At 67.2% G+C, this 24,288-nt stretch carries 27 protein-coding genes and 1 tRNA gene; 17 read left to right on the top strand and 11 right to left on the bottom strand.

Annotation, left to right across the window (positions count from 1 at the left end):
* The first annotated feature begins 76 nt into the window (after positions 1-76).
* From MTAB308_RS09665 to MTAB308_RS09650, 4 genes are read left to right on the top strand one after another with little or no spacing between them, the layout of a single operon-like run.
* On the top strand, positions 77-724 hold the full coding sequence (locus MTAB308_RS09665) for an HD domain-containing protein (RefSeq protein WP_077099254.1): 648 nt from the start codon (positions 77-79) through the stop codon (positions 722-724).
* 35 nt (positions 725-759) lie between these two features.
* Entirely contained in the window at positions 760-1,464 is a 705-nt protein-coding gene (locus MTAB308_RS09660) for a nitroreductase family protein (RefSeq protein WP_077099253.1), read from the top strand.
* 14 nt (positions 1,465-1,478) lie between these two features.
* Positions 1,479-2,129: an HD domain-containing protein gene (locus MTAB308_RS09655; protein WP_077100094.1), complete on the top strand. Its 651-nt coding sequence runs from the start codon at positions 1,479-1,481 to the stop codon at positions 2,127-2,129.
* A 25-nt stretch (positions 2,130-2,154) separates the two neighbouring features.
* Positions 2,155-2,694 carry a cupin domain-containing protein gene (locus MTAB308_RS09650; RefSeq protein WP_077099252.1) on the top strand — a complete coding sequence of 180 codons (540 nt, stop codon included), beginning with the start codon at positions 2,155-2,157 and terminating at the stop codon, positions 2,692-2,694.
* On the opposite strand, the gene MTAB308_RS09645 is transcribed toward MTAB308_RS09650, so the two are convergent.
* Entirely contained in the window at positions 2,686-3,252 is a 567-nt protein-coding gene (locus MTAB308_RS09645; protein ID WP_077099251.1) for a carboxymuconolactone decarboxylase family protein, read from the bottom strand. The two genes, MTAB308_RS09650 and MTAB308_RS09645, sit on opposite strands and share 9 nt — an antisense overlap.
* An 89-nt stretch (positions 3,253-3,341) precedes the next feature.
* On the opposite strand from MTAB308_RS09645, the gene MTAB308_RS09640 reads away from it, so the two are divergent.
* Positions 3,342-3,656 (top strand): winged helix-turn-helix transcriptional regulator, encoded by a 315-nt coding sequence (locus tag MTAB308_RS09640; RefSeq protein WP_245831356.1) that lies wholly within the window; start codon positions 3,342-3,344, stop codon positions 3,654-3,656.
* Here MTAB308_RS09640 and MTAB308_RS09635 read toward each other — a convergent pair.
* From MTAB308_RS09635 to MTAB308_RS09620, 4 genes are all read right to left on the bottom strand, one after another.
* A complete protein-coding gene (locus MTAB308_RS09635) occupies positions 3,653-4,432 on the bottom strand; it encodes an IclR family transcriptional regulator (RefSeq protein WP_077099249.1) in 780 nt (259 codons plus the stop codon). The genes MTAB308_RS09640 and MTAB308_RS09635 overlap by 4 nt on opposite strands.
* Before the next feature lie 90 nt (positions 4,433-4,522).
* On the bottom strand, positions 4,523-6,289 hold the full coding sequence (gcl, locus tag MTAB308_RS09630) for a glyoxylate carboligase (protein ID WP_077099248.1): 1,767 nt from the start codon (positions 6,287-6,289) through the stop codon (positions 4,523-4,525).
* A gap of 4 nt (positions 6,290-6,293) precedes the next feature.
* Positions 6,294-7,178: a 2-hydroxy-3-oxopropionate reductase gene (locus MTAB308_RS09625; protein WP_077099247.1), complete on the bottom strand. Its 885-nt coding sequence runs from the start codon at positions 7,176-7,178 to the stop codon at positions 6,294-6,296.
* Positions 7,175-8,035 (bottom strand): hydroxypyruvate isomerase family protein, encoded by an 861-nt coding sequence (locus tag MTAB308_RS09620; RefSeq protein ID WP_077099246.1) that lies wholly within the window; start codon positions 8,033-8,035, stop codon positions 7,175-7,177. The genes MTAB308_RS09625 and MTAB308_RS09620 overlap by 4 nt, the downstream gene beginning before the upstream one ends.
* Before the next feature lie 235 nt (positions 8,036-8,270).
* Between MTAB308_RS09620 and MTAB308_RS09615 the strand changes: the two genes are divergently transcribed.
* The 5 genes from MTAB308_RS09615 (at position 8,271) to MTAB308_RS09595 (ending at position 13,215) form a co-directional block, all read left to right on the top strand.
* On the top strand, positions 8,271-9,635 hold the full coding sequence (locus tag MTAB308_RS09615; RefSeq protein WP_077099245.1) for an FAD-binding oxidoreductase: 1,365 nt from the start codon (positions 8,271-8,273) through the stop codon (positions 9,633-9,635).
* Positions 9,636-11,324: an L-lactate permease gene (locus MTAB308_RS09610; protein ID WP_077099244.1), complete on the top strand. Its 1,689-nt coding sequence runs from the start codon at positions 9,636-9,638 to the stop codon at positions 11,322-11,324.
* Positions 11,324-12,469: a glycerate kinase gene (locus MTAB308_RS09605; protein WP_077099243.1), complete on the top strand. Its 1,146-nt coding sequence runs from the start codon at positions 11,324-11,326 to the stop codon at positions 12,467-12,469. Before MTAB308_RS09610 ends, MTAB308_RS09605 begins: the two co-directional genes overlap by 1 nt.
* Positions 12,462-13,073 (top strand): DsbA family oxidoreductase, encoded by a 612-nt coding sequence (locus MTAB308_RS09600; RefSeq protein WP_077099242.1) that lies wholly within the window; start codon positions 12,462-12,464, stop codon positions 13,071-13,073. Before MTAB308_RS09605 ends, MTAB308_RS09600 begins: the two co-directional genes overlap by 8 nt.
* A 65-nt stretch (positions 13,074-13,138) precedes the next feature.
* A tRNA-Met gene (locus tag MTAB308_RS09595) sits at positions 13,139-13,215 on the top strand.
* 573 nt (positions 13,216-13,788) lie between these two features.
* On the opposite strand, the gene MTAB308_RS28860 is transcribed toward MTAB308_RS09595, so the two are convergent.
* Together MTAB308_RS28860 and MTAB308_RS09590 are read right to left on the bottom strand one after the other, a co-directional pair.
* Positions 13,789-14,049 (bottom strand): hypothetical protein, encoded by a 261-nt coding sequence (locus MTAB308_RS28860; protein WP_157900933.1) that lies wholly within the window; start codon positions 14,047-14,049, stop codon positions 13,789-13,791.
* Positions 14,050-14,664: 615 nt separating this feature from the next.
* The gene (locus MTAB308_RS09590) at positions 14,665-15,720 is read right to left on the bottom strand and encodes an SDR family NAD(P)-dependent oxidoreductase (protein ID WP_157900932.1); all 1,056 of its coding nucleotides are present in this window, start codon (positions 15,718-15,720) and stop codon (positions 14,665-14,667) included.
* Between the two features lie 566 nt (positions 15,721-16,286).
* On the opposite strand from MTAB308_RS09590, the gene MTAB308_RS09585 reads away from it, so the two are divergent.
* Entirely contained in the window at positions 16,287-16,946 is a 660-nt protein-coding gene (locus tag MTAB308_RS09585; RefSeq protein WP_077100093.1) for a TetR/AcrR family transcriptional regulator, read from the top strand.
* Positions 16,946-17,143 carry an SRPBCC family protein gene (locus tag MTAB308_RS09580; protein ID WP_077099240.1) on the top strand — a complete coding sequence of 66 codons (198 nt, stop codon included), beginning with the start codon at positions 16,946-16,948 and terminating at the stop codon, positions 17,141-17,143. Before MTAB308_RS09585 ends, MTAB308_RS09580 begins: the two co-directional genes overlap by 1 nt.
* Here MTAB308_RS09580 and MTAB308_RS09575 read toward each other — a convergent pair.
* Positions 17,130-17,780: a TetR/AcrR family transcriptional regulator gene (locus tag MTAB308_RS09575; protein ID WP_245831354.1), complete on the bottom strand. Its 651-nt coding sequence runs from the start codon at positions 17,778-17,780 to the stop codon at positions 17,130-17,132. The two genes, MTAB308_RS09580 and MTAB308_RS09575, sit on opposite strands and share 14 nt — an antisense overlap.
* Before the next feature lie 127 nt (positions 17,781-17,907).
* Between MTAB308_RS09575 and MTAB308_RS09570 the strand changes: the two genes are divergently transcribed.
* Positions 17,908-18,642, top strand: a complete 735-nt coding sequence (locus MTAB308_RS09570) for an SDR family NAD(P)-dependent oxidoreductase (protein WP_077100092.1) — start codon at positions 17,908-17,910, stop codon at positions 18,640-18,642.
* 179 nt (positions 18,643-18,821) lie between these two features.
* Positions 18,822-19,244 (top strand): nuclear transport factor 2 family protein, encoded by a 423-nt coding sequence (locus MTAB308_RS09565; RefSeq protein ID WP_077099239.1) that lies wholly within the window; start codon positions 18,822-18,824, stop codon positions 19,242-19,244.
* A 91-nt stretch (positions 19,245-19,335) separates the two neighbouring features.
* Here the strand turns inward: MTAB308_RS09565 and MTAB308_RS30455 are convergent, their stop codons facing one another.
* A complete protein-coding gene (locus MTAB308_RS30455; protein ID WP_216823655.1) occupies positions 19,336-20,526 on the bottom strand; it encodes a YceI family protein in 1,191 nt (396 codons plus the stop codon).
* Positions 20,523-20,903 (bottom strand): DoxX family protein, encoded by a 381-nt coding sequence (locus MTAB308_RS09550; protein ID WP_077099238.1) that lies wholly within the window; start codon positions 20,901-20,903, stop codon positions 20,523-20,525. Before MTAB308_RS09550 ends, MTAB308_RS30455 begins: the two co-directional genes overlap by 4 nt.
* A gap of 393 nt (positions 20,904-21,296) precedes the next feature.
* Here MTAB308_RS09550 and MTAB308_RS09545 point away from each other — a divergent pair, with 393 nt between their 5' ends.
* Complete coding sequence (locus MTAB308_RS09545) at positions 21,297-21,698, top strand: MarR family winged helix-turn-helix transcriptional regulator (RefSeq protein ID WP_083746535.1); 402 nt, start codon at positions 21,297-21,299, stop codon at positions 21,696-21,698.
* 331 nt (positions 21,699-22,029) lie between these two features.
* On the opposite strand, the gene MTAB308_RS09540 is transcribed toward MTAB308_RS09545, so the two are convergent.
* Positions 22,030-22,512, bottom strand: coding sequence for a MarR family winged helix-turn-helix transcriptional regulator (locus MTAB308_RS09540; RefSeq protein WP_077099237.1), 483 nt, complete (start codon positions 22,510-22,512; stop codon positions 22,030-22,032).
* Between the two features lie 92 nt (positions 22,513-22,604).
* Between MTAB308_RS09540 and MTAB308_RS09535 the strand changes: the two genes are divergently transcribed.
* Both MTAB308_RS09535 and MTAB308_RS09530 read left to right on the top strand, forming a co-directional pair.
* Complete coding sequence (locus MTAB308_RS09535; protein WP_077099236.1) at positions 22,605-23,237, top strand: NADPH-dependent F420 reductase; 633 nt, start codon at positions 22,605-22,607, stop codon at positions 23,235-23,237.
* A 94-nt stretch (positions 23,238-23,331) separates the two neighbouring features.
* Positions 23,332-24,267 carry an SDR family oxidoreductase gene (locus MTAB308_RS09530; RefSeq protein ID WP_077099235.1) on the top strand — a complete coding sequence of 312 codons (936 nt, stop codon included), beginning with the start codon at positions 23,332-23,334 and terminating at the stop codon, positions 24,265-24,267.
* The last annotated feature ends 21 nt before the right edge of the window (positions 24,268-24,288 follow it).

Raw genomic sequence — 24,288 nt, 5'->3', positions numbered from 1 at the left:
AAAGACGGCCCGAACGGCAGCGGTCGATGGAGGCGCGGCGCCCGAAGATGGAGCCAGTCCTCGAAGGAGAAGCGTCATGGCGATTCAGTCCGTAACCATTGCCGGCATCGTCATCCCCGACACCGCCCTTGTCCGGGACGCCACCGAGTTCATCCGCGACGCCGAGGAGGACGTGCTGTTCCACCATTCCCGGCGGGCGTACCTCTTCGGCGCGCTGCACGGGCGCCGCCTCGGCCTGCAACCGGACCTGGAACTGCTCTACGTGGCCGCGATGTTCCACGACCTGGGCCTCACCGCGCGTTACCGCACCTCGACCGAGCGCTTCGAAATTGACGGTGCCGACGCGGCGCGCGACTTCTTGCTGGAACGCGGCGTCGACCGATCCGAGGCCCACAAGGTGTGGCTCGGCATCGCGTTGCACACGACGCCCGGGGTGCCGGCCCGGTTAGACCCCGAAATCAGTCTGCTCGTGGCCGGTGTCGCGACCGACGTCGTCGGTGCGGCCCGAGACGACCTGCCATCGCACGCCATCGAGGCGGTGACCGCGGCCCACCCGCGTCCGGATTTCAAGAACCGCATCCTGGTGGCCTTCAACGAGGGCATGAAGCAGCGGCCGGAGACCACCTTCGGCACGATGAACGACGACGTGCTGGCGCACTTCGATCCGAACTTCAAGCCCCGCAGCATGGTCGACGCGATTTACCGCAGTCCTTGGCCTGAATGACAGGCGCGGACATGGGCACGGAAAGGAGTAGACAAATGGAGATCCACGAGGCCCTCTACACCACCCGGATGATGCGGCGGTTGCGGCCGGATCCGGTTCCGCTGGACGTGCAGGCCCGCATCCTCGATGCGGCCGTCCGGGCGCCCAACGGGGGCAACACCCAGCGGTGGCACTTTGTGGCCGTCGACGATCCGGAGCTCATCCACGAGTTCGGCGAGCTTTTTCGGCAGGGCCGCGCCCTCGAATACGAGAAGTTCAGGACGGGGCAGGGGCCGATGGCGGTGCCGGGGCCCGGCGCGGACCCGGCCGCGCACGTTGAGACGATGCGCCGGATCAAGGGCTCGGGGGACTACCTGGCCGACCATTTCGACGAGGTTCCCCTGTTGCTCTTCGTCTTCGCCATCGACGACCTCGGGGGCGCCAACATCTACCCGGCGATCTGGAGCGTCTTGCTCGCCGCCCGTGCTGAGGGCGTCGGCGGCGTCATGACGATGGTGCTCAACAATTTCAGGGACAGGGTCAACGAGTTGCTGGGCGTGCCCGTGGTGGAAGGCTGGAAGATGTCGGCCATGCTGACGCTGGGCTACCCACGGGGAAGGTGGGGTGTGGCCGCCAATCGTCGCCCGGTGCATGAAGTTTCGTCCCGAAACCACTGGGACGCGCCGTTCGGTGTCGAGGTGCCGCAGCCGCTGTGGTCGCCTCGGGACCAGACACCGCCCGCCCTGGCCGCCGTGGGATGAAAGGCGATACGATCATGGCCATCCAATCACCAGAAACCATCGCCAATATCGCGATACCCGACACCGACCTCGTGCGCGAGATCACCGACTACATCCGCGGCGCCGAAGACGACCTGCTGTTCGACCATTCGCGCCGGGTCTTTTTGTTCGGCGCGCTGCAGGGGCGCCGCCGCGGCCTGCAGCCGGACCTGGAGCTGCTCTACGCCGGGGCGATGTTCCACGACCTGGGTCTCACCGAGCGCTACCGCAGCTCCACCCTGCGCTTCGAGGTCGACGGCGCCCATGCGGCGCGAGAGTTCCTGCTGCAGCATGGCGTCGATCAGGCCGACGCCGACAAGGTGTGGCTGAGCATCGCCCTACACACCACACCCGGCGTGCCCGAGTTCCTGGCGCCCGAGATCGCCTGCGTCACCGCGGGTGTGGAGACCGACGTGCTGGGCATCGGCCGCGACGATCTTCCCCCCGACGCGCTCGCCGCGGTGACCGCCGCCCACCCGAGACCGGATTTCAAGCGGCGGATCCTGGCGGCGTTCAACGACGGGATGAAGCACCGGCCCGACAGCACCTTCGGGACGGTGAATGCCGATGTGCTGCAACACTTCGACCCCACCTTCGTCCGCGCCGATTTCGTCGACATCATCACGAATAACACCTGGCCCGAATAGCCTGCAGCGCGAGGAGGTAGCGCACGTGAACGATGGCGCTGAGCAAATCGGGGTCACGATCGTGCGGCCGGGCGAAGGGGATTACGTGGCGCTGCCTGGTTTCGGCGCGGTGTTCAAGCTCTCCGGCAAGACCAACGGGGGCGAGGTCTCCATCGTCGAGCATCCGTTCGAAGTCGGCCTACTGACCGCGGCGCACCGGCACACCCGCGAAGACGAGCACTCGATCGTGTTGGCGGGTGAAATCGGTTTCCGCTCCGACGACAGCGAGGTGGTCCTCGGTCCGGGTGGCTACATCACCAAACCGCGCGGGCAGATGCACGCGATGTGGAACGCCGGCAGCGAGCCCGGCCGCATCATCGAGGTCATCACCCCCGGCGGATTCGAGAACTACTTCCGCGAGCTCGGTGAGCTGCTCGTGGAGCACGCGAACGACCCGGTCGGCAAGGTCCTGCACGAGCTGCCCGAATTCGGCGAGCTGGCGGACAAATACGGGCTCACCTACGGGTCGCCGGACTGGATGGACGACATCGCCCAGCGCTACGGGCTGAACCCGCCTTCACACTGAGGGGAACGGCGCGGCCCACGGTTCGGCCGCGACGCCGGCGACGCCGATGATATAGGCGATGGTGTGATACCAGCCGGCCGTCGCGGTCAGCTCGAGGATCTGCTGGTCGTCGAAGTCGGTGCGCAGGTCGTCGAACAACTCATCGGAGATGGCGCTGGTGTGGTGCAGGTCGTCGGCGAGGCGGATGATGTTGCGCTGCTGGGTATTCCAGCATGCGTCGTCCGGTCCGCCGTGCACGGTGGAATACAGCTGCTCGTCGGTCAGGCCGAGCGGCTTGGCGAAGGCGGCGGCGTGCACGCCCCATTCATACTCGGCGCAACACAGGGCACACGTTCGGGCGATCAGCACCTCGCGGGCCCGGGGCGCCACAATGCGGCCGCCCAGGATGCCCGCGCCCAGCGGACGCATGCGCGCCGCGAGCTCGTCGTGCACGGCCAAAGTGCGGAACAACGCCAACGGCGCCACCGGCGAACCGGGCGGCATCCACTTGGCGAGCAGCCGCTGGATCTCGGGCTGGTAGGGCGGCTCCAGCGGAGCGATCCGGACTCGACGGGACACGACCCACCTCCGTGCTCTGATTATCGAAGCACAACCATAGCGCTCCGGAAATCAGAGCGCAAGAGGGGCCGGGGCGTTACGCTGCTGCAGTGCCCGAGAGCTCGAGAGAACCGATCATGGCTCTGCTGGACTTGCTCGGGCGCCGCTGGGCGATGCGGGTCATCTGGGAATTGCGCTCGGAGGAACTGACGTTTCGCCAACTGCAGCAACGCTGCGGCGGGGTGTCGGCCAGCGCACTCAACAGCAGGCTGGGCGAGCTTCGTGAGGCGGGCATCCTCGGCAAGGGGGCCAACGGTTATCGGCTCTCCGAGGAGGGCCGCAGTCTGTTGCAGGCCTACGAGCCGCTGGGCAGGTGGGCCAAGCGGTGGGCCCGGCGCCAGGCCGACGCGGCCCGCAACGGCTAGCCGGCCGCTTCCTTGTCGAACTCCGAGGCGATGTCGCGGGCGACCCGCTTGAGCAAGGGGGTGACCTCCGTCGCGGATTTCAGCGTGACGCGGGCCGCGGGACCCGATATCGAGATCGCCGTCAGCGACGGCGCGTCGGGCACCGGCACGGCGAAGCAGCGCACGCCCACCTCCTGCTCGCCCTCGTCGACGGCGTAGCCCCGCGAGCGGCACAGCTCGATGTCGGCGAGCAGCTCCTCGGGGGTGGTGTGCGAGTTCTCGGTCGAGGCGGGCATCCCGGTGCGCGACACCAGGGCCCGCACCGAATCGTTGGGTAGCTGCATCAGCAGCGCCTTGCCGACGCCGGTGCAATGCGGGTACACCCGGCGGCCGACCTCGGTGAACATCCGCATCGAGTGCGGCGAGGGCACCTGCGCGACGTAGACGGCCATGTCGTTGTCCATCAGCGCCATGTTCGCCGTCTCGCCGGTGCGCTCCACCAGTTCGAGCAGATGGGGCCGCGACCACGTCCCGACGAGGTGTGCGGCGCTCTCGCCGAGGCGGATCAGCTTGGGCCCCAACGAATAATGCCGGTTGGGCAGCTGCCGCAGGTAGCCCATGCCCAACAGGGTCCGCGCCAGGCGGTGGATCGTCGGCGCCGGCAGATCGGCGCGCGCCGCGAGGTCGCCGAGCGCGCCCGTGCCGCCCATGGTCGCCAGGATCTCCAGCAGCTCGAACGCCCGCTCAACCGACTGAACACCGCCCGTACCCCGGCTTTTGTGGGTCTCGCGAGCCATCACCGCTTCCGATCCAGCCCCGAGGGCCCGTCATCCCGCCTGCGCTTTTTCGTATCACGAAATCGACGCCGGCAGCAAGCGGCCCGCCGCTCAGTCGGCGGGCAGCGCCGCGAGCTCGTTGTACTCGATGACGTTGTCGATCTCGGTGCCCATCGCGATGTTGGTGACCCTTTCCAGGAAGACCTCGACCACGACGGGGACCTTGTGCTCGCGCGCCAGTTCTTGCGCCCGGCTCAGCGCCGGGCCGATGCCGGACGGCTCGGTGACTTGAATGGCCTTGCAGCCCAGCCCTTCCACGACGCTGCGGTGGTCGACGCCGTATCCCTTGGGCAGGTCGGTGTCGCCGGATTCCTGGGCGTTGATGTTGTCGAAGGCCAGCGAAACGCAGTAGTCCATGTCGAAGTTCAGCTGCGCCTGGCGGATCAGCCCGAGGTAGGAGTTGTTCACCACGACATGGACGTAGGGCAGGTTGAACTGCGCACCGACGGCGAGTTCCTCGATGAGGAACTGGAAGTCGTAGTCGCCCGACAAGCCCACCACCGTGGCGGCGGGGTCGGCGGTGACCACACCCAGGGCGGCGGGCACGGTCCATCCCAGCGGACCGGCCTGGCCGCAGTTGATCCAGTGGCGGGGTTTGAACACGTTCAGGAACTGGCCGCCGGCGATCTGGGAGAGCCCAATCGCGGTGACGTACCGGACATCGCGGCCGAAGGCGCGGTTCATCTCCTCGTAGACGCGTTGCGGCTTGATCGGCACGTCGTCGAAGTGGGTCTTGCGGTGCAGGGTCTGCTTGCGGTGCCGGCAGGCGCGGACCCAGTCGCTCCAGTCCGGCAGCGCGCCGGCGGCGGCGCGCGCCGTCCCGAGCGCCACCAGCAACTCCAGCGCGGCCCCGGCGTCGGAGACGATGCCGAGGTCGGGGGGGAACACGCGGCCGATCTGGGTGGGCTCGATGTCGATGTGCACGAAGCGGCGGCCGCGGCGGTAGGTGTCGAGCCCGCCGGTGTGGCGGTTGGCCCAACGGTTTCCGATCCCCAGCACGAAATCGGATTCCAGCATCGTGGCATTGCCGTAGCGGTGCGCCGTCTGCAGGCCGACCATCCCGGCGGCCAGCGAATGGTCGTCGGGGATCGCGCCCCAGCCCATCAGCGTGGGCACCACGGGGACGTTGAGCACCTCGGCCAGCTCGACGAGCAGGTCGCAGGCGTCGGCGTTGATGACGCCCCCACCGGCGACGATCAGCGGGCGCTGCGCCGTTTGCAGCATGTCGAGCGCCTTGTTGATCTGGGCCGGGCCGGCGGCGGGCTGGTAGACGGGCAGCGGGGCGTAAGCCGATGGGTCGAAGTCGATCTCGGCCAGCTGAACGTCGATGGGCAGGTCGATCAGCACCGGTCCCGGGCGTCCCGAGCGCATCAGGTGGAACGCCTGGGCGAACGCACCGGGCACCTGGCCGGGCTCGCGCACCGTCATCGCCATCTTGGTCACCGGCGCCGCGATCGCCGCGATGTCGACGGCCTGAAAGTCCTCCTTGTGCAGCCTGTTCACCGGCGCCTGGCCGGTGATCGCCAGGATCGGAATGGAATCCGCGCTGGCCGAATACAACCCGGTGATCATGTCGGTGCCCGCCGGGCCGGAGGTGCCGATGCACACGCCGATGTTGCCGGGCGCGGCGCGGGTGTACCCCTCGGCCATGTGGCTGGCGGCCTCGACGTGGCGGGCCAGCACGTGCCGGATGCCGCCGTGGGCGCGCATCGCCGAGTAGAAGGGATTGATCGCGGCGCCCGGCAGGCCGAACGCCTGTGTGGCACCCTCGATCTGAAGAATCCTGACGGCCGCGTCGACCGTGCGCATCCGCGTCATGGCGCTAGCTTTCCCCGCGTCCCGACAACCGCTCGACGCCCAGCAGCAGGCCCGAGTGGTCCAGCGCCCCGTCGCCGTTGGCCAGCGCGGACGCCATCAATTGGGCCACGACCGCGCCCAAGGGGATGACGACGTCGGCCTCGCGTGCGGCACTGGTCACGATGCCCATGTCCTTGTGGTGCAGCTCGATCCGGAATCCCGGGTCGAAGTTGCGGGCCAACATCTTCGGGGCCTTCTGGTCCAGCACCGCCGAGCCGGCCAGACCGCCGCCCAGCACCTTGACCGCCGCGTCGAGATCGACCGCGTAGGCCCGCAGGAAGGTGATCGCCTCGGCGAGGAGTTCGATGTTGCCCGCGACGATGAGTTGATTGGCGGCCTTGACGGTCTGACCCGCACCGGTGGGACCCACGTGGACGATCGTCTTGCCGACGGCCTGCAGGATCGGCGTGGCGGCGGCGAAATCGCGCTCGGTGGCCCCGACCATGATCGACAGCGACGCGTTCTTGGCACCGGCCTCACCGCCCGAGACCGGGGCGTCGATCATGCGCAACCCCCGTCGTCTGGCCTCCTCCGCCAGCTCCTTGGTGACGTCGGGGCGGATCGAGGAGAAGTCGATCACCAGGGTCTCGGGCTGGGCGTGCGCGAAAACCCCGCCGTCCGAGGCCAACACGTCGTGCACATCGGGGGAGTCGGGCACCATCACGGCCACCACGTCGGCGCCCTTGACCGCCTCGGCGATCGATTCCGCCGCGACGCCCCCCGCCTCGACCAGCGCGGCACAGCGCTGGGGCGAACGGTTGTAGCCGTAGACGGTGTGACCGGCCCGGGCCAGGTGGCAGGCCATGGGGCTGCCCATGATACCCAGCCCGATGAACGCGATGCTGCTCATTGACTCCTCGTTTCCACAAGTGCCGCAAGGGATTCGATGTTGACTCCGGCGCGACCCCGGTCCGCTTCGGGTAACCAGTCGAAGGTGTCGGGGCGGCTGGGCTGGTACTCCAAACCGATGTACCCGTCGTACCTGTGATCGAGCAGGATCCCGAGATAACTGGCGAGCACGATCTCGCCGGTCCCCGGCTCGCCGCGACCCGGCGAGTCCGCGATCTGGACGTGGCCGACCCGGTCGGCATGGGCGTGCAGCGCGGCGGCCACGTCGTCGCCGTTGACGTGCAGGTGATAGAGATCGGCCAGCACGCACAGGTTTTCATACCCCGCCCGGCTACGCACCCGATCGACGACCCGCACGGCATCCGCCGCGGTCCTGATGGGGTAACGGGGTGCGCCGCTGACCGGCTCGATGAGCACCGTGGCACCGATGCGTTGGGCCGCCTGGGCCGCGTAGGCGAGGTTCTCGGCCGCCACGTCGTCTTGGGCCGCCGGCGCCAGCCCCTCGATGCGGTTGCCGTAGAGCGCGTTGAAGGCCCGGGTGCCCAGCGTCTTGGCGATGTCGACGGCGACGTCCACGCTGTCCCGGAACGCGGTCACCGACCCGGGGTCGGACACGATCCCGCGGTCGCCCGCCGGCATGTCACCCGCCGCGAAGTTCAACCCGCTCAACCGGACCCCGGCATTCCGGATGGCGCGGACGAACGCGTCGACATCTCCTTCCGGCGGCGCCGGCTCGGCGAACGGCCACCAGAACTCGACCGCTTCGAAGCCCGCCGCCCGCGCCGCGGCCGGCCGCTTCAGCAGGGGCAGCTCGGTGAACAGGATCGAACAGTTCACCGCGTAGGTCGCAGACGCCACGGCATTCCTTCCATAATACGGAATGGAGTAATCGAAATACGGAATAAGTGAAGGGCTTCGGCGCCCGGGTTGTCAACCGCTGCGGCCGCGAATTTTGCGTGAAGGCTGTTCAGGCGCGGCGCAGTTGACCGAAGGCGGTACTGACAACGGGGGTTTCCTTTGACAGCCAAACGTGAGCCATGCCACCGTGACTAAAGCGAAATAAAAATTCCAACATACGAAATGGAACTCGCCCATGACGGCACTCGACGAACGCGACCTCGTCACCAGCATCCCGAACCTGCTCGTGCTCACCGACCCGGACGTGACCGAGGGCTACCGGCAGGACCGCGCCAAGGATCCGGACGCCGGGCGCCCGTCGGCCGTGGTGCGGGCCAGGAGCACCGACGACGTTCGGGCCGTGCTGCGCTGGGCCACCGCGGCCGGGGTCCCGGTGGTGCCCCGCGGCGCGGGTTCCGGTTTGTCGGGCGGCGCCACGGCGGTCGACGGGGGCATCGTGCTGACCACCGAGCTGATGCGGGGCATCGAGGTCGACCCGGTGACGCGCACCGCGGTGGTGCAACCGGGGCTCACCAACGCCGAGGTCAAACGGGCGGTCGCCGAGCACGGTCTGTGGTATCCGCCCGACCCGTCGTCGTTCGAGTTCTGTTCCATCGGCGGAAACGCCGCGACCAACGCGGGCGGCCTGTGCTGCGTAAAGTACGGCGTCACAACCGATTACATCCTCGGGCTGGAAGTGGTCTTGGCCGACGGGACGGTGGTGCGCCTCGGCGGGCCGCGCCTGAAGGACTCGGCCGGCCTCTCGCTGACCAAGCTGTTCGTGGGCAGCGAGGGAACCCTCGGCGTCATCACCGAGCTGACCCTGCGACTGCTGCCGGCGCAGCCGCCCGCCAGCACCGTCGTGGCCTCGTTCTCCTCGGTGCGCGACGCCACGGAGGCGGTCTGCAACATCACCCGCGTCATGCGGCCCGCGATGCTCGAATTCATGGACCACACGGCGATCGCCGCGGTCGAAAGGCACCTCAAGATGGGCCTGGATCTCGGCGCCCGCGCGATGCTCATCGCCCAGTCCGACGCGCCCGGCGACCGGGAGAACGAAATGGCTTTCATCGCCCAAGCTTTCGCGCACGCCAACGCCACCGACGTGTTCGTTACCGACGACCCGAACGAGGGCGAGGCGTTCACCGCCGCGCGACGGTTCGCCATCCCGGCCGTCGAGCGGCTCGGCGACCTGCTGCTCGAGGACGTCGGCGTGCCGCTGCCGGCGTTGCCCGCACTGGTCGACGGGATCGAGGCCATCGCCGCCCAGCGCGACATCGTCTGCGCCGTCATCGCGCACGCCGGCGACGGCAACACCCACCCGCTGATCGTGCACGACCCGGCCGATCCCGACCAGTCGCGGCGCGCGCACCTCGCGTTCGGCGAAATCATGCACCTGGCACTGAAACTCGGCGGCACCATCACTGGCGAGCACGGCGTGGGGCGGCTCAAGAAGGCGTGGCTGCCGGATCAGTTGGGGCCCGACGTGATGGAGCTGACCCGCCGCATCAAGCGGGCCCTCGATCCGCAGAACATCCTCAACCCGGGGGCGGTGCTCTAGATGTTCCAGCCCGATTACACCCCCGTCGCCCATTCCCTCGGATGGAGCGCCGCCGTCGCCGCGCTGCCATTGGTCATCATGTTCGTGCTGCTCGGCGGGCTTCGGGTGCGCGCGCCCATCGCCGCCGCCGTCGGCGTCGGCACCGCGGCGCTGATCGCCTGGGGGGCTTATCACATGCCCGTGGCGCAGGTCGCCGACTCGGCGGTGCTCGGGTTCGCCTACGGGATGTTTCCCATTATGTGGTTGGTGCTCAACGCGATCTGGATATACAACCTGACGGTCCAGACCGGCCATCGCGACGTGCTGTGCCGCTCCATGGCATCGATCTCCCCGGACCAGCGGATCCAGGCCGTCATCGTCGCGTTCTGTTTTGGCGCGCTCATCGAGGGCCTGGCCGGCTTCGGCACCCCGGTGGCCATCACGTCGCTGATGCTGGTCGCGCTGCGGTTCTCGCCGCTGAAGGCCGCCGCCGTGGCACTGGTGGCCAACACCGCCCCGGTCGCGTTCGCCTCGTTGGGCATCCCGATCGTCGCGCTGTCCGGGGTCACCGGGCTGCCCCTGGACACGCTGGGCGCCATGGTCGGTCGGCAAACCCCGATCCTGGCCTGCATCGTCCCGTTCATCCTGATCTTCATGGTCGACGGCCGCGCGGGGCTCAAACACGCCTGGCCGGCCGCCGCGATGGGCGGCGGCGTCTACGCGATCGTCCAATTCCTGTGCTCGAACTTCTTCTCCGTCGAGCTCACCGACATCGCCGGGTCGATCATCAGCGCCGGTTCCATCGTCTTGCTGCTTCGGGTCTGGCGCCCGAAGGCCCCACTGGTGGGCGCGACCGAAAAGGTCGCGCTCACTCACGAAAACCAAAGCGCCACAGCGCCGGTGGGCCGGCCGGATGGCGCCGTGCTGACCGCGCACCCGGCCAGCGGGGTGCGCGACGAGGTGGCCGACTCGCGCAGGGACGTCCTGCTGGCCTACGCGCCGTACGTGATGGTCACCGCGATCTTCTCGGTGTCGATGTGGAAGCCGTTCACCGCGCTGCTCAAGCACGGCGGCACCAGCTTCGCCTGGCCCGGTCTGCACGTCGCCAACGCGGCGCACAAGGCCTCCCCGCTGACCGTTTACAAGCTTGACTTCCTTTCGGCCGCAGGCACTTTGCTCCTCGCGAGCGGGCTGCTCACCATGCTCGTGCTGCGCACGTCGGTAGGCCAGGCGCTGCGTGCCTACGCGCAGGCGGCGATCCAATTACGCAGCGCCGCACTCACCGTGGGCCTGGTGCTGGCGCTGGCCTACCTGTTGAACCTGTCCGGCGAAACCACCACGCTGGGCCTGTGGATCGCCGGCGCCGGCGGCCTGCTCGGGATCGTCGCGCCCATCATCGGCTGGCTTGGCGTGACGGTCACCGGTTCGGACACCTCCTCCAACTCGCTCTTCGGGGTGCTGCAGGTCAGCGCCGCGCACTCCGCTGGCCTCAGCCCGACCCTGCTGGCGGCGGCGAACTCGTCGGGGGGCGTGATCGGGAAGATGCTCTCGCCGCAGAGCCTGGTCATCGCCACCGCCGCGGTGCAGATGAAGGGCAGGGAGGGGGATCTGTTCCGCGTGGTCTTGAAGTGGAGCCTGCTCTTGCTGGCCCTGATGTGTCTCCTGGTGTACCTGCAGACAACGTCGTGGCTCGGCTGGATGGTGGCGTGATGGGCGGCCACATCGTCCTGGCGCCCGACAAGTTCAAGGGATCGTTGCGCGCCGCGGAAGCCGCGCGGGCGATGGCGCGGGGCGTGTGGCGCGCCGATCCGCAGGCGACGACCGTCGCCTGCCCCGTCGCCGACGGCGGGGAGGGGACCCTGGATGCCGTGCTGGCCGCCGGATTCCAACGCATGCCCGCCCACGTCACCGGACCGACCCGCGCGCCGGTGCACACCGCCTACGCGCGAACGGGCACGCGCGCGGTCATCGAGATGGCCGACGTCTGCGGTACCCAGCGGCTTCCCGCACAGACGCCGGCGCCAATGACGGCCAGCACCCACGGGTTGGGCAGCGTGATCGGCCTCGCGCTCGACGATGGGTGCCGCGACATCGTCATCACCGTCGGCGGCAGCGCGAGCACCGACGGCGGCGCCGGCATGCTCGTCGCGCTCGGCGCCGAAATCCTCGACCACCGTGGCGACCCGATCCCGCCCGGGGGCCGCGGCCTGGCGCAGGCCGCGCGCCTCGACCTCGGCGGGTTGCATCCCGCCATCAAAGACAGCGCCTTCACGCTCGCGGCCGACGTGGACAGCCCGCTGTGCGGACCGCACGGCGCGGCGATCGGCTACGGACCCCAGAAGGGTGCCCACGGCGAGCAGGTGGCGGCCCTCGAACGCGGGCTTTCCCGCTGGGCGGATCTCGTCGACCGGGCGACCCACACCGACTGCCGCAACCAGCCCGGCGCCGGCGCCGCGGGCGGCGTGGGGTTCGCGGCGCTGTCCGTGCTGGGCGCGCGGATGCGGCCCGGCATCGAGATGATCCTCGAACTCGTGGGGCTCGACCGGAATCTGGCCGGCGCCAAGGTGGTGGTGACCGGCGAGGGGTCCCTCGACGTCCAATCGCTGCGCGGCAAGGCACCCGTCGGCGTTTCCCGGTGCGCCCACAAACACGGCGTGCCGACCTTCGCCATCGCCGGGGTGTCGACCCTGAGCAGCGCGCAGGCCCGCGCGGCGGGCTTCGCCGCCGTCCGCACCCTGACCGAACTCGAGCCCGACCCGCGGCGCTGCACCCAGGACGCCGCCAACCTGCTCACTCAGGTCACCGAAGCGCTGATCCGGGAATCCACGCCGCGCCAGGGAGGAAATCATGACTGAGCCCTACGACGACGACCGCACGGTGCTGCACTGGTACGACTTTGTGTGCCCGTTCTCCTACGTCGCGCAACACCGGACCGCGATCCTCGTGGAGGCGGGGATCGACGTCGTCTTGCTGCCGTTCCAGGCGCACCCGGGCATGCCGCCCGGGGGCCTGCCGATGAGGTTCGGCCCCGGGCCCAGGCACGCCATGATCGAGCGGCAGGCCCGGGCGGTGGCGATGCCGCTGCGCTGGCCCCGCCGGATACCGCACAGCCGAAGGGCTTTGGCGGCCGCGGAGTGGGCGCGGCTCAATGACCCCGCCGCGTTCCCGGAGCTGCACCGCCGGCTGTTTGACGCGCACTTCGTTTTCGGCGAGGACATCGACGACCAGGCCGTCATCGACCGGCACGCCCTCCTGGCGGGCGCCGACGTGGGCCGGCTGCGCGCCGCGCTGTCCGACGGCAGCGCGGCGATGGCCGTCGGGCAGGCCGAGTGGGTGGCGCGCCACCGCGGCGTCGACGGCACACCGGCCTGGCTGGTCGACGGGCGGCTGATGGTGGGCCTGCAGCCCGTGGGCGACTTCCGCTGCCTCGGCGCACTGACCGCGCGCGTTCGCCGCTGAAACGGGGCTGGTCAGCGCGCGATTTGGCCGCCGCGACGCGCGTTCGGTAACCTGTCATTTACCAACGCGGGGTGGAGCAGCTCGGTAGCTCGCTGGGCTCATAACCCAGAGGTCGCAGGTTCGAATCCTGTCCCCGCTACCAGGTGAAATGGCTCCCGGAGACTTCTCCGGGGGCCATTTTCATGCCCGTTGGGAACGCTTTTGGGAACATTCTCAAAGCGAACGAATCCTCGCGACCGGTAGGCCGCTGGAAGGCTTATGCAGCAACCTGAGCCCCGACGGGGTAAGCCCCGAAGTGCCTTAAGGTGCCGCCATGTCTTGGATTCTGAGGGAGGGGTGACGCAGTGAAAGCAGCGCCGTCCGGCAGGCGGCAGCCAGCCCCGGCTGGCGGGTGATAGCCGCCAAATGCGCCAACAAGGTTGTCGGCCGCACACAATGCCCCTCGGGACCTAGCTCTGGGCGCCCGCACCACGGCGATTAGCCGCGAATTTCGCCGATTCCTCCTGACGGCTCACGATAGACGTAGGCGGCTGGCGAACTGTTTTCAACGCTATCGACGAAAGGCTTGCCGCTTCATCGAGTTAAGAAGTCCAGCTGTGGTAGGCCTCGACGACAATGCGGCGCTTACGCAACGTCGCGACTGCGGTCGCATGCAGCGGCACCACGCGACGGCTGTGGTTCGTCTTACGCTAGTTGATGACGAGCCGGCACTGCCCTACGGCAGAATCCCCGCGACGCGACATTCAGCCTGAACCGCTTCAGCGTGGGCGTCATGTTGCGCGTAGATGGCGCGACACCAGTCACGCGCCGCCGTACCACATGCGTGCTCGAGTCCGCCGCCCATCGAACTCGCGAACGTGACATTCACGCAGCCATCACCCGATCGGTCGTAGGGGTCCGACGAGTGGTCGGTCATTACCCATGCCGTCGAGCCGGCAGCAATAACACCAACGACAACGCCGACCGCGATCAGCATGGCACGGCGTTCGCCAGGCGTGAATGGGTCGGTCGGAGGGGTCTTGCCTCTATTGACCGTCGGCGGCTCCTTCGTGCGGCGAACTCGACCGGTCTACGATAAACGGATTCCCTGGGCTCGCCATAGGTTTCCTTTCGCTAAACAGTGCGATGAGCAGGTCGATCTGCTCGCGGCTGAACTGCTCGGGTATTCGGGCAGCGACCACCGTTGGATCGCGTAGCTCGATACGTGGCGGACGCCAGCCCTTCTGCCGAGCTGCGGCATTAGCGGTGACCTCTCCGCGCACCCCCGCGTCGGCGAACTCCGCCTGCCTTGCGCCCAGAGCGGGAAGCTGGCGAGAGTCGGATTAACCGTCTGCTGAGCGGCCCACCGGCCGCAGGATTTGGGAACAGATTTGGGGATGTCATGTCTCGGGACATCGTTGACAGGTGTCCCGAGACATGGTTTACACCTGAATTCTGTTTTCTGGTGAGTTTCCGCATTTGACGCCGCGGGGTTGGCAGTCGCGGGTGCGGCGACGGGCGCCGACTTATCGCCCCGACGCCACACCGTCGGAGCGTGAAAGCTTCGATGCGGCTCGGGATCCACGATCAATCAACGCCGCGGGCCTGGCCGTCAGCGGGACTCGACGCCATCCGCACCGACGATGCGGGGAAGCGGTTGTTGATGTGAGGGTGGCCTTTTCACGAAGCGATGGATGGCTTCGTACGCATGCTGTTGTATTGCCGGGTCTTTGAAGTCGACGACGATCCCAGCCTGATCCACGAGGGGCCCGACGACTTTGCCCGGTCGGCTGGCGTAGAACACCCCGCTGCGCAACTGTTCGTCGGTGACTCCATCGACCAGCCGCTGAGCGCCCTTCTCCAACTGGTGTCCTACCCCCAGCGCGGGAAGGACGTAGGGCAACATGACGTGATTCATCACGCCACGAGTGACCGGGCCCATGTCGCGCAACGCGTCCGTTCCCGCGGTGTTGCCCGGGCTCACGGTGAGCAGCCGCAGGTCGGGATGCTTTCGGGCCAGCGACGACATCCACAGCGCACCAAGGTATTTCACCTGTCCATAGGCAAGGAACGTGTTGAATTTCCGCCGTTCGAAGAACGAACCGTCGATGACGCTGACGAACTCCTCCACTGAGTGGTTTGCGAACCTGGGCCGCGGCATCCGCATCATGCGAACACCGCGCGCGGCTTCGCTGCCCACCAGGACCGCGGTGTTGGTCAGTGCCCTGGCGGCGAGGAGATTCTCAAGCAGTACAACGTGGCCCAGTACGTTGGAACCGAAGACATGCGTGACACCGTCAGCGGTGAGCGCCAGCGGTGTGGGGCCGCCGGTGCCGCCGGCATTCATGACCATCGAATGCAGTGGGCCATCCAACGTGCTCAGCGCGGACCTCACCGAGTCCAAATCGGTCAGGTCCATTCGAATTACCGTGAAGATGGACCTGCCCGTGAGGCGCCCCAGGTCGGCGGCCGCCGACCGCCCGCTATCGGTGTTGCGACACGCTAGATAGATCCTGGCGAAATCGCCGGCAAGAGCGAGTTGGCGCGCCACCTCCTTGCCGAGCCCAACGTTGGCACCGGTGATCAGAACCGCCTTGGAAGACGTCGCAGCCATGCTGTCATTTCCTTTCGATAGAGACTTGATAGGGACTTCGCGCCCGCGCGCCACCGATGGCAGAACCCCATCCGGGAGCGTGGCGCTGCAGCCCGATCAGCAGCCGAAGGCCTCGGGCTTTCGAAGTCATGTACTCGACAGAGCACCGGCGTCGTCGTGTGTCAACGTCGCCGTCATGATGCCCTTTCTGTAGGGGGGACTGCCTTAGCCTACATGTTATTTGTAATCCATGCTACAGAAAGGTGGTGAAGTATCCGGATGTCAACCGTGAGGTCGGTCAACGTAGGTGGCCGTTGATCGCGTTGAATACGCTGCAGTAGTGCGTATTTCGATGGTTCATTTGACGAACAGACACACCGCGGCGAAAGCAACCTCGAACCGCGGCTGTGTGCGTTTGCATCATGTTATGTAGTATGTGCGACACTATTGTGTCGCGTCGGAGCTACACTGACGTCCAGGTTGCTGCGGGCGGGACCGCGCAGAATCCGGTAAGTCGATGTCGGGTTCACGGCGCCGCGAGGAGCACGCATTAACAACTCGGAACAGGACCGGACGAATCGGAAGGAGGATCAGGGCGGCGGGGCCCGCAGCGAAGGATCCCGCCGGAACTGGCCAACGTGATGGCAGCGAACGAATCGGTCACCGAGCCGCGACGGCTCACCCCCAAGGGGCGGGCCACGCGGGAGCGGATCGTGGCGACAGCAGCGGAACTGATGCACGACCACGGTGTCGCCGGCACGAGTCTTGGTGACGTCCAGAAGGCGGCGGGCGTAGGCGTTTCGCAGGTGTATCACTACTTCGGGGACAAGGATTCGCTGATCAGGGCCGTCGTCGCGCATCGCATCGAGGCTCTGCTGGCCACGCTCGGGGGGCTGGACAGCATGGAGGGTTTGCGCGCCTGGCGAGACCTTCTCGTCAACACGCTTGGCCAGCGGAACTGTGAGGGCGGTTGCCCGGTCGGGTCGCTGGCCGGTGAGCTGGCCGAGTCCTTCCCGGAATGTCGAGTTGACCTCGCCGGTGGATTCGACCAGTGGGAAACGGCGATCCGGGCAGGCCTACAGGCCATGTACGACCGGGGTGAGCTGCGCCGCAAGGCCAACCCCGACCGCCTGGCGACCGCGCTGTTGGCGGCGGTCGAAGGCGGCATGCTGCTCGCGCAGGTTCGCCGCGACCCCGCTCCTCTGGCAACGGCACTCGATGAGGTCCTCGATCGCATCGAAGACCTCAGGCCCCGACGCGCCGGCGCGTCAGTTAGCCAGGCGACGGAAACATCCCGGTGATGTTTCGCCGCGACGGTCGAACGCTGTCCACGTCGATAAGGATCGACGCACCGCCCGAAGTCCTATGGAACCTGATCACCACACTGGCCGACATTCCCGATTGGTACGACGACTGGGACACCGTGGAACCCGCCGCCGAAGATGGGCGGCTCCGAGTAGATGCGTCGTTTCGATCCCTTGGCGTCAAATTCGGCTGAGCTCGCCGCCGGACCCAGCGCGCGGCCCTTTCCCGGCTGGCAGGTTCGCGCCGGCGCCGGACGGTACCGCTGGCGTGGGGATGGCGTTGTCGATGAGGACGGCTGCGATGGCGGCGGCGGTGGCGAAGGTTTCGGTGTTGAGGACTCGGTTGCGGGCCGAGGCGCCATCCAGGAGCAGCGCCAGTTGTTCGCCGAGCAGTTCGGGGTTGGCGGCGCCGGCCTCGCGCGCGGTTTCGGTGAGCCGCGCGGCAAAGGCCTTCTTATAGTCCGCGGCGTGTACGCGTGCGGGGTGGTCCGGATCGTGGAGCTCGACGGCCGCCGCGATGAACGGGCACAGCGGCGCGTGAAGGTCGAAGGCGGCGAGGAGCCGTTCGCGGGGTGTGAGGTCGGTGCGGTCGAACACCTCGGGCAGGATGTCGGGGTCAAATCGGCGTAGGTGTTCGGCGATCAGCTGATCCTTACCGGTGAAGTGCTGGTAGAAGGTGCGCTTGGACACCTGGGCCACCGCGCAGAGCTGGTCCAGGCCGGTGCTGTTGATGCCTTGATCGCGGAACAGTTGTCGTGAAGCGGCCAGGATGCGCTCTCGTGCGCCCCTGCCGCGGCGCAGGCCTCGCGGCCCCTTCTCTAACTCCGGCACTCACCCAGCGTAGCCCAGTGGGGTACGGATCGGTGTGCATAGCTTGCATTCCACACAGTTGCGCGATAGCTTAAGCACTCAGATCGGTGTACATAACATCGGCACCTTCGAAAGATTTGGAGTGATCGTGGGAAAGCTCGATGGCAAGGTCGCGGTGATCACGGGCGCGACGAGTGGCATGGCGCTGGCCGGCGCCAAGTTGTTCGTTGACGAAGGAGCTCACGTCTTCATCACGGGCCGACGGAAGGACGCGCTGGAAGAAGCCGTCGAACAGATCGGCCGGAACGTGACCGGCGTGCAAGGCGATTCGGCCGACCTCGACGATCTGGACCGTTTGTTCGACACGGTCAAACAGGAAAAGGGCTCAATCGACGCGTTGTGGGCAAGCGCCGGGGTAGGCAAGCAGAACAAACTCGGTGAGATCACCGAGGAGGACTTCCACGACGCCTTCTGGCTGAACGCGCGCGGCACGCTGTTCACGGTCCAGAAGGCGCTGCCGCTGTTCAACGATGGCGGCTCGATTTTCATGACCGGGTCAAACGCCTCGCTGCGGGGCTACCCGAATTGGAGTGTGTACGCGGGAAGCAAGGCCGTGCTGCCCGCCTACGCACGGGTGTGGGTGTCGGAGTTGAGGGACAGGAAGATCCGGGTGAACGTGCTGACCCCCGGCCAGGTCGCCTCACCGATGCTGGAAGAGGTAATGGACGAGGAGATGAAGGCGCAGTTCGAGTCCGTGATCCCGCGGCGAGAGATGGGCCGCCCAGAGGAGATCGCGTCGGCCGCGTTGTTCCTGGCCTCCGACGACTCGAGCTATGTCAATGGCATGGAGCTGGTGGTCGACGGCGGCACCACAGTGATCTGAGTGAGCGACACCGGGATGGACGCCGACAACGACGTCGTCGCCCCGGAGCCGCTCAGCGCCGAAGAGTGCCGACCTTCCGATTTCCGGTAATCCGTTGTGGTCGTGAGCTCTTCGAGTCACCGCACAGTCGCGCCGATCAGGTCTCACACCACACGCAACCAAGGATATGAGGAGTAACCATGACCACCTTCGCCCCGCACCGCGACACCGTGGAATCCTTCGTCGACGCCATGCACGGCGGCGCAGACAAAGACGCTCTTTTCGGCATCCTCGCCGAGGACGTGGTGCTGTACAGCCCGCTCGGCGATGAACCAACCACTGGCCGCGACGCAGTCCTGGAAGCCATACGAGGGGTCGGCGCAGCGGCGGACCTCACCTATAAGGAGGTCCTCAGCGGCGAGACGCACCACGCGGCGTACTTCCGGCTGCGGATCGAGGACACGGTGGTCGACGGAATGGACTACATCCTGCTCGATGCGGGCGGCAATATCGCCGAGGTCACCATATTTTGGCGCCCGCTGCCGTCCGGCGTCGCGCTGCAGCGAAACCTTGCGGATGCCCTCGGCATGCAGCCCTGGGAACTGCACACCGAAGCGGAATAACGGTGCAGCCCGAGACGCGTCGGCGGGTTCGCGTCGTAGCCGCGGGTTTCGGATCCAGTCGCGACGTTCGCCGCCCGGTGGCTTCGCCGCCTCATCCCGTCGGCGCGGAGGGTTGCTTGACCGCCTCTACGCAAACGGTGATGTCGACGGTGTCTCCGAGCATTGGGCCGCCTCCGGCTAGCACGGGAGTGTCGGTCAGGACGCCAAAATCGCTACGCTTCAGCTTGATCACGCCTTCGAACCCGGCCACCTCACCGCGACCCATGCCGGGGCTCACGCCGAGAAACGAGAACGCCACTGGTACGCGCTTGGTGGTGCCGCGCAGGGTGAAATCAGCCTCGAGCACCCAGTTGTCCTTGTCGACGGGGTGCATACCGGTCGAGACGAGGGTGGCGGTGGGGAACTCGTCGGCCCCGAAGATGTCGGGGGCCCGCAGGTGCTGGTCGCGGTCCGGGTTACCGGTATTGACCGACCCGACCGCGACCGTGACCGTAACGCTCGGAGTTCCGTTCTCGGGCACCGTGATCGCACCGGAGAAGTCGTCGAATCGCCCACGTACCCTGCCGACCGCGAGATGGCGGACCGAGAAGGTGACGGACGAGTGGACGGGGTCGATCGTCCACGTGCCGGGGGTGAGCTTCCGCTCGACGGTTGAGGTGACCTCGGTGCTCCTGTCGAGTTCCGACGGTAGCTCGTAGAGATTGCGCAAGACCAGGGCGTTGCGGGCTTGGATGAGCACGCCGCCCTGGTCGATACGTCCGAGTTCGATTGGGCTGAAGCCGAGATCGGTAGCCAGCCCGGCTACTAGCGCGCTTGCCGCGGAGTCGTTGCTGGACACGAAGACCACGCGTTTCCCGAATTCGGGCGGGCGCTTCTCGGCGAGTTGTTTGGCGGCGGTTTGGTTGAACGACTTGACCACCGCGGCGCCCGGAAACGCCTCGGCGTTGTACTCGGTCGAGAGGCGGCCGCCAAGGATTTGCTCGGAGTTGGGCACCAGAAACGCGTTCGTCGCGTCGACGACGATCTTGCCGGACCAGTCTGCGCGGCGCCGACCCAACTCACGGACCTGGAGGAACGGAATGGCCAAGATGATCACGTCCGCATCCAGGGCGGAGTCGAGGGTGACCGGCGTGATCGAGGCGGACAGTTCGGTGACGTCGATCGTCTCCGGACCTCGCGTATTGGCGAAGAGTGCTGGGACGTGGTGGTCGGAGAACCGTTGTGCCAGAACCGTGCCAACGGTGCCGGTGCCCACGATGGCGTACTGCACACCGCTGGTCATCGCGCGACCTCCGCGGTCCGGGCGGCCGCGATGAAGACCGCCACCGCCAGGAACGCGGCGCTCACCGGCCACTGCTTGTACTCTGCGCGTCGGCCGTGGAACACCGCCGCGCCCACCTGCAGCAGCGCCAGGCCCACGGCGGCGGCCGGTGTCAGGATCGGCGCGATGCCGGTGAGCCACGGGAGGATCAGACCGAGAGCGCCCGCCACTTCTACGCCGCCAATAAGTTTGAGCGACGTCGCGGACAACGCCTCGGCGGCGGCAGCCATGGAGGGGTTCGCGGCCAAGCGCTCCTTCGGCATCAGCAGTTTCGTGCCACCGGCAAAAAGGTATGCGGCGGCGAGTAATCCGGACGCGACCCATACCACGATGTTCACGTGGGCTCCTCGAAGACGTGGATGTGCGAACAGGGGCGATGACCCGACCGGGCGCACGTGCGAATCTCGCATCCACGAGCCATTAGTTGATGCATCAATTAACCCTACCGGTGTTAATGTGATGCGTCAACTAAATCGGCCTCCCTCAAAATCATTCCGGCGGTGCTGCAGACCGCGACGCCTCGACAACGACAGGACGCCGTCGCCGGTCGGCGGCTGACGTTTAACGGTTGACGGTTGAACTATCCTTGAGGTGCAGGAGGTCCGGATGACAGCTGGGCGATCGGAAGCCATGGGGTCGTCGCGGTGATACGGCCCGAACGTGAGCGTCGTCAACCCAAAACAGTGTGGCTCGACGACGATCAGCAGCGTGCGTGGCGTCAGCTCCTTTCGATGATTATGGAGCTTCCGGCGGCCCTGGAAAGCGATCTGCAGCGCACCACCGGACTGACGACGTTCGAGTACCTCGTGCTGGCGAATCTCTCGGAAGCCGACGACAGGACGCTGCGGATGTCGGAGCTCGCCTCCCGCGCGAACTCCTCGTTGTCGCGGTTGTCGCACGTGGTCAGGCGCCTCGCGGCCAACGGGTTGGTGGTAAAGCGCGTCTGTGCCGAGGACGGCAGGGTGAGCGTGGTCGAGCTCACGAAGGCGGGATTGCGACGGGTCTCCGCCGCGGCCCCCTTGCACGTCGCGAAGGTGCGCGAACTGGTGGTGGAGTCGTTGACGAAGGCCGACCTGATCAGACTCGGCAGAGCGGCCCAGGCCATCACCGACCGGATCGCCGAGTCAGGTTAGCCCACCGGCTCCGCGCGTCCAACGTGACGCGTGCGCCAGTAGGAAAGAGCTCGAAGACTAGGCTCCTCGGTTCAGGGCGCGGTCGAGGGGCGCATTCGCTGTCACCTTCGGTCCACCTTCAGAATCCCTGGTTGCCAACGGGTTGGCATAGTTTGGTCGCGGAGCCACAGCGCTCTCGGTGTCGCGCGTGGATCAGGTTGGCCATCTGGCGTGACGCCACTTTCCTAGGTCAGCAAGAAGCCACGTCGACTCGATAGCGTCCAGCGGAGCGCGTGTGCGACCACGCGCGCCCGCCGACACCCCCGAATGCGATCCGATTCGTGGACCGGCGCTATAAGGGCCCGTCTTCGTCGGGGGAGTCGTGGTGTGTGGCCACGTGGCGCTGGATTCGTTCGTTGAGGGTGGCGAGCAGGTCGAGCTCAGCCGGGGTCAGCAGATCGACGAAGTTCCGACGAACGTCTTCCGCGTGCCTGGGTGCGGCCTTCTCGATGGCGGCGCGGCCGGCCGGCAGGAGGCAGACCATCGTGCTGCGGGCGTCGTCGGGGTTGGGCTCGCGGCTGATCAGCCCGTCCTTCTGCATGCGTCGCAGCTGATGGGACAGACGGCTCTTCTCCCAGCCCAGTGCGTTGCACAGGTCGCGTGCGGGTATGCGGTCTCCGTCGTGCTCCGAGAGCACCGCCAGGACCGCGTAGTCGGCCCCGGACAGGCCCGATTTCTGCAGGCCCCGGTTTAGGTGCGCGACGAGCTGATAATTCGCGTACACGAAGGCCCGCCAGGCGCGGTCCTCACGAGGGTTGAGCCAGTTCGGTGCCATCGGCCCCACATTACCCCAATTGGTTGACGCATCATCCATCTGGCCATATGGTTGAGTAATCAACCTTTTCATCAACCAAGACGGGATTTTTCATGAGCAGCATCAGCATCATCGGCCTGGGGAACATGGCCAGCGCCCTGGCCCACCGGGCGCTCGCGGGCGGCAACGCCGTCGAGGTGATCGGCCGTGACCCGGTCAAAGCCAAGGAGTTGGCCGGATCGCTCGGCGGCGCCACTGTCGGGGCGCCCGGCGCCACCCCGGCCGGGGACATCGTCATCCTCGCCGTTCCGTACGCCAGCGCGGCGGAAGCGGTGAGCCGCTACGGAGACGCGCTGCAGGGCAAAATCGTCATCGATATCACCAACCCCGTCACCCCCGATATGACCGGCCTTGTCACGCCCGACGGCAGTTCCGGCGCACAGGAGATCGCCAAGGCCGCCCCCGCCGGCGCCCATGTCGTCAAGGCGTTCAATACCCTGTTCGCCAACGTTCTGGCGGCCGGCCCGGCCAAGGGTCGCCCGTTGGATGCGTTCATCGCCGGCGACGACGCGCAGGCCAAGGCCCAAGTATCGGTGTTCATCGAGAGCCTGGGACTGCGCCCGTTCGACGCCGGGCCGCTGCCCATGGCGCAGGCATTGGAGAACGCGGGCCTGCTGGAGATGGGTCTGATGACGCACTCCCTCAACCACACCGACTTCTTCCTCGGCGTCAACGTGCTCAGCTGAGCGGCCCGCACCACCACGTCTCGCGCCACATCACTTCAGTTGATCTACGGCATGAGAAGACAACCCAACCATCCACCCTCGAAGGGGCAATCACATGCGCGTTTTCATCACCGGCGGAACCGGCCATGCCGGCTCGCACATCATCCCCGAACTCATCGCCGCCGGGCACGAGGTCACCGGCCTGGCCCGGTCGGACAAGTCCGCGGCGGCGCTGTCCGCACAAGGCGCGAAGGTGCGTCGCGGCGACCTAGAGGATCTCGACGGGCTCAAGGAGGCGGCCGCGGACTCCGACGGCGTCATCCACGTCGCCCACCGGCAAGACCTGCTTCCCTCCGGCGGGATGGACGCCGTGGCCGCCGCAGAGCTGCCGATCATGCTCGCATACGGCGAGGCACTGGAAGGGAGCGGAAAGCCGCTGGTCGCTGCGGGCAGCATCGGCTCGCCGGGAAACCTGGGCCGACCGGCCACCGAGCAGGACCCGGCCCTTCCCAGCAGGGAGGAGGACAAGGGCACCCTGCGCGTTCGTAACGTCGTGGAACGCGCCGTCGTCGGCCTCGCCGAGCAGGGAGTGCGGTCTTCGATCGTGCGGCTTCCCCTCATCGCGCACGACACGACCGATAGTGCCGGCTTCCTCCCGGGGCTGATCGCGCTCGCGAGGGAGAAGGGCTTCGCCGGTTACCCCGGAGACGGCGCGAACCTGTGGTGCGCCGTGCACATCCGCGATGTCGCCTCCGTGTTCCGCTTGGCGTTGGAGAAGGGTCCGGCCGGCAGATATTGGCACGCGATTGCGGACGCAGAAATCCCGTTCCGTGAGATCGCCGAGGCCATCGGCAGCCGTCTGGACCTACCCACCGTGAGCGTTCCCGAGGACGTCCTGATGCTGCCGGGATACTTTGGGCAGTTCACGAGTCTGGTGACGGGGTCCTTCCCGGCGAGCAGCCTCATCACGCGCCAGACCCTGGGCTGGGAACCCGCTCAGCCCGGCCTGTTCGCCGATTTGGACAACGGCCACTACTTCCCGGCCGGCTGACGGGCCTCGGCGCACCGACCC

It is taken from the genome of Mycobacterium terramassiliense, from assembly GCF_900157385.1.
Lineage (GTDB): Bacteria > Actinomycetota > Actinomycetes > Mycobacteriales > Mycobacteriaceae > Mycobacterium > Mycobacterium terramassiliense.
This window is presented reverse-complemented; position numbering and strand designations above follow the sequence as displayed.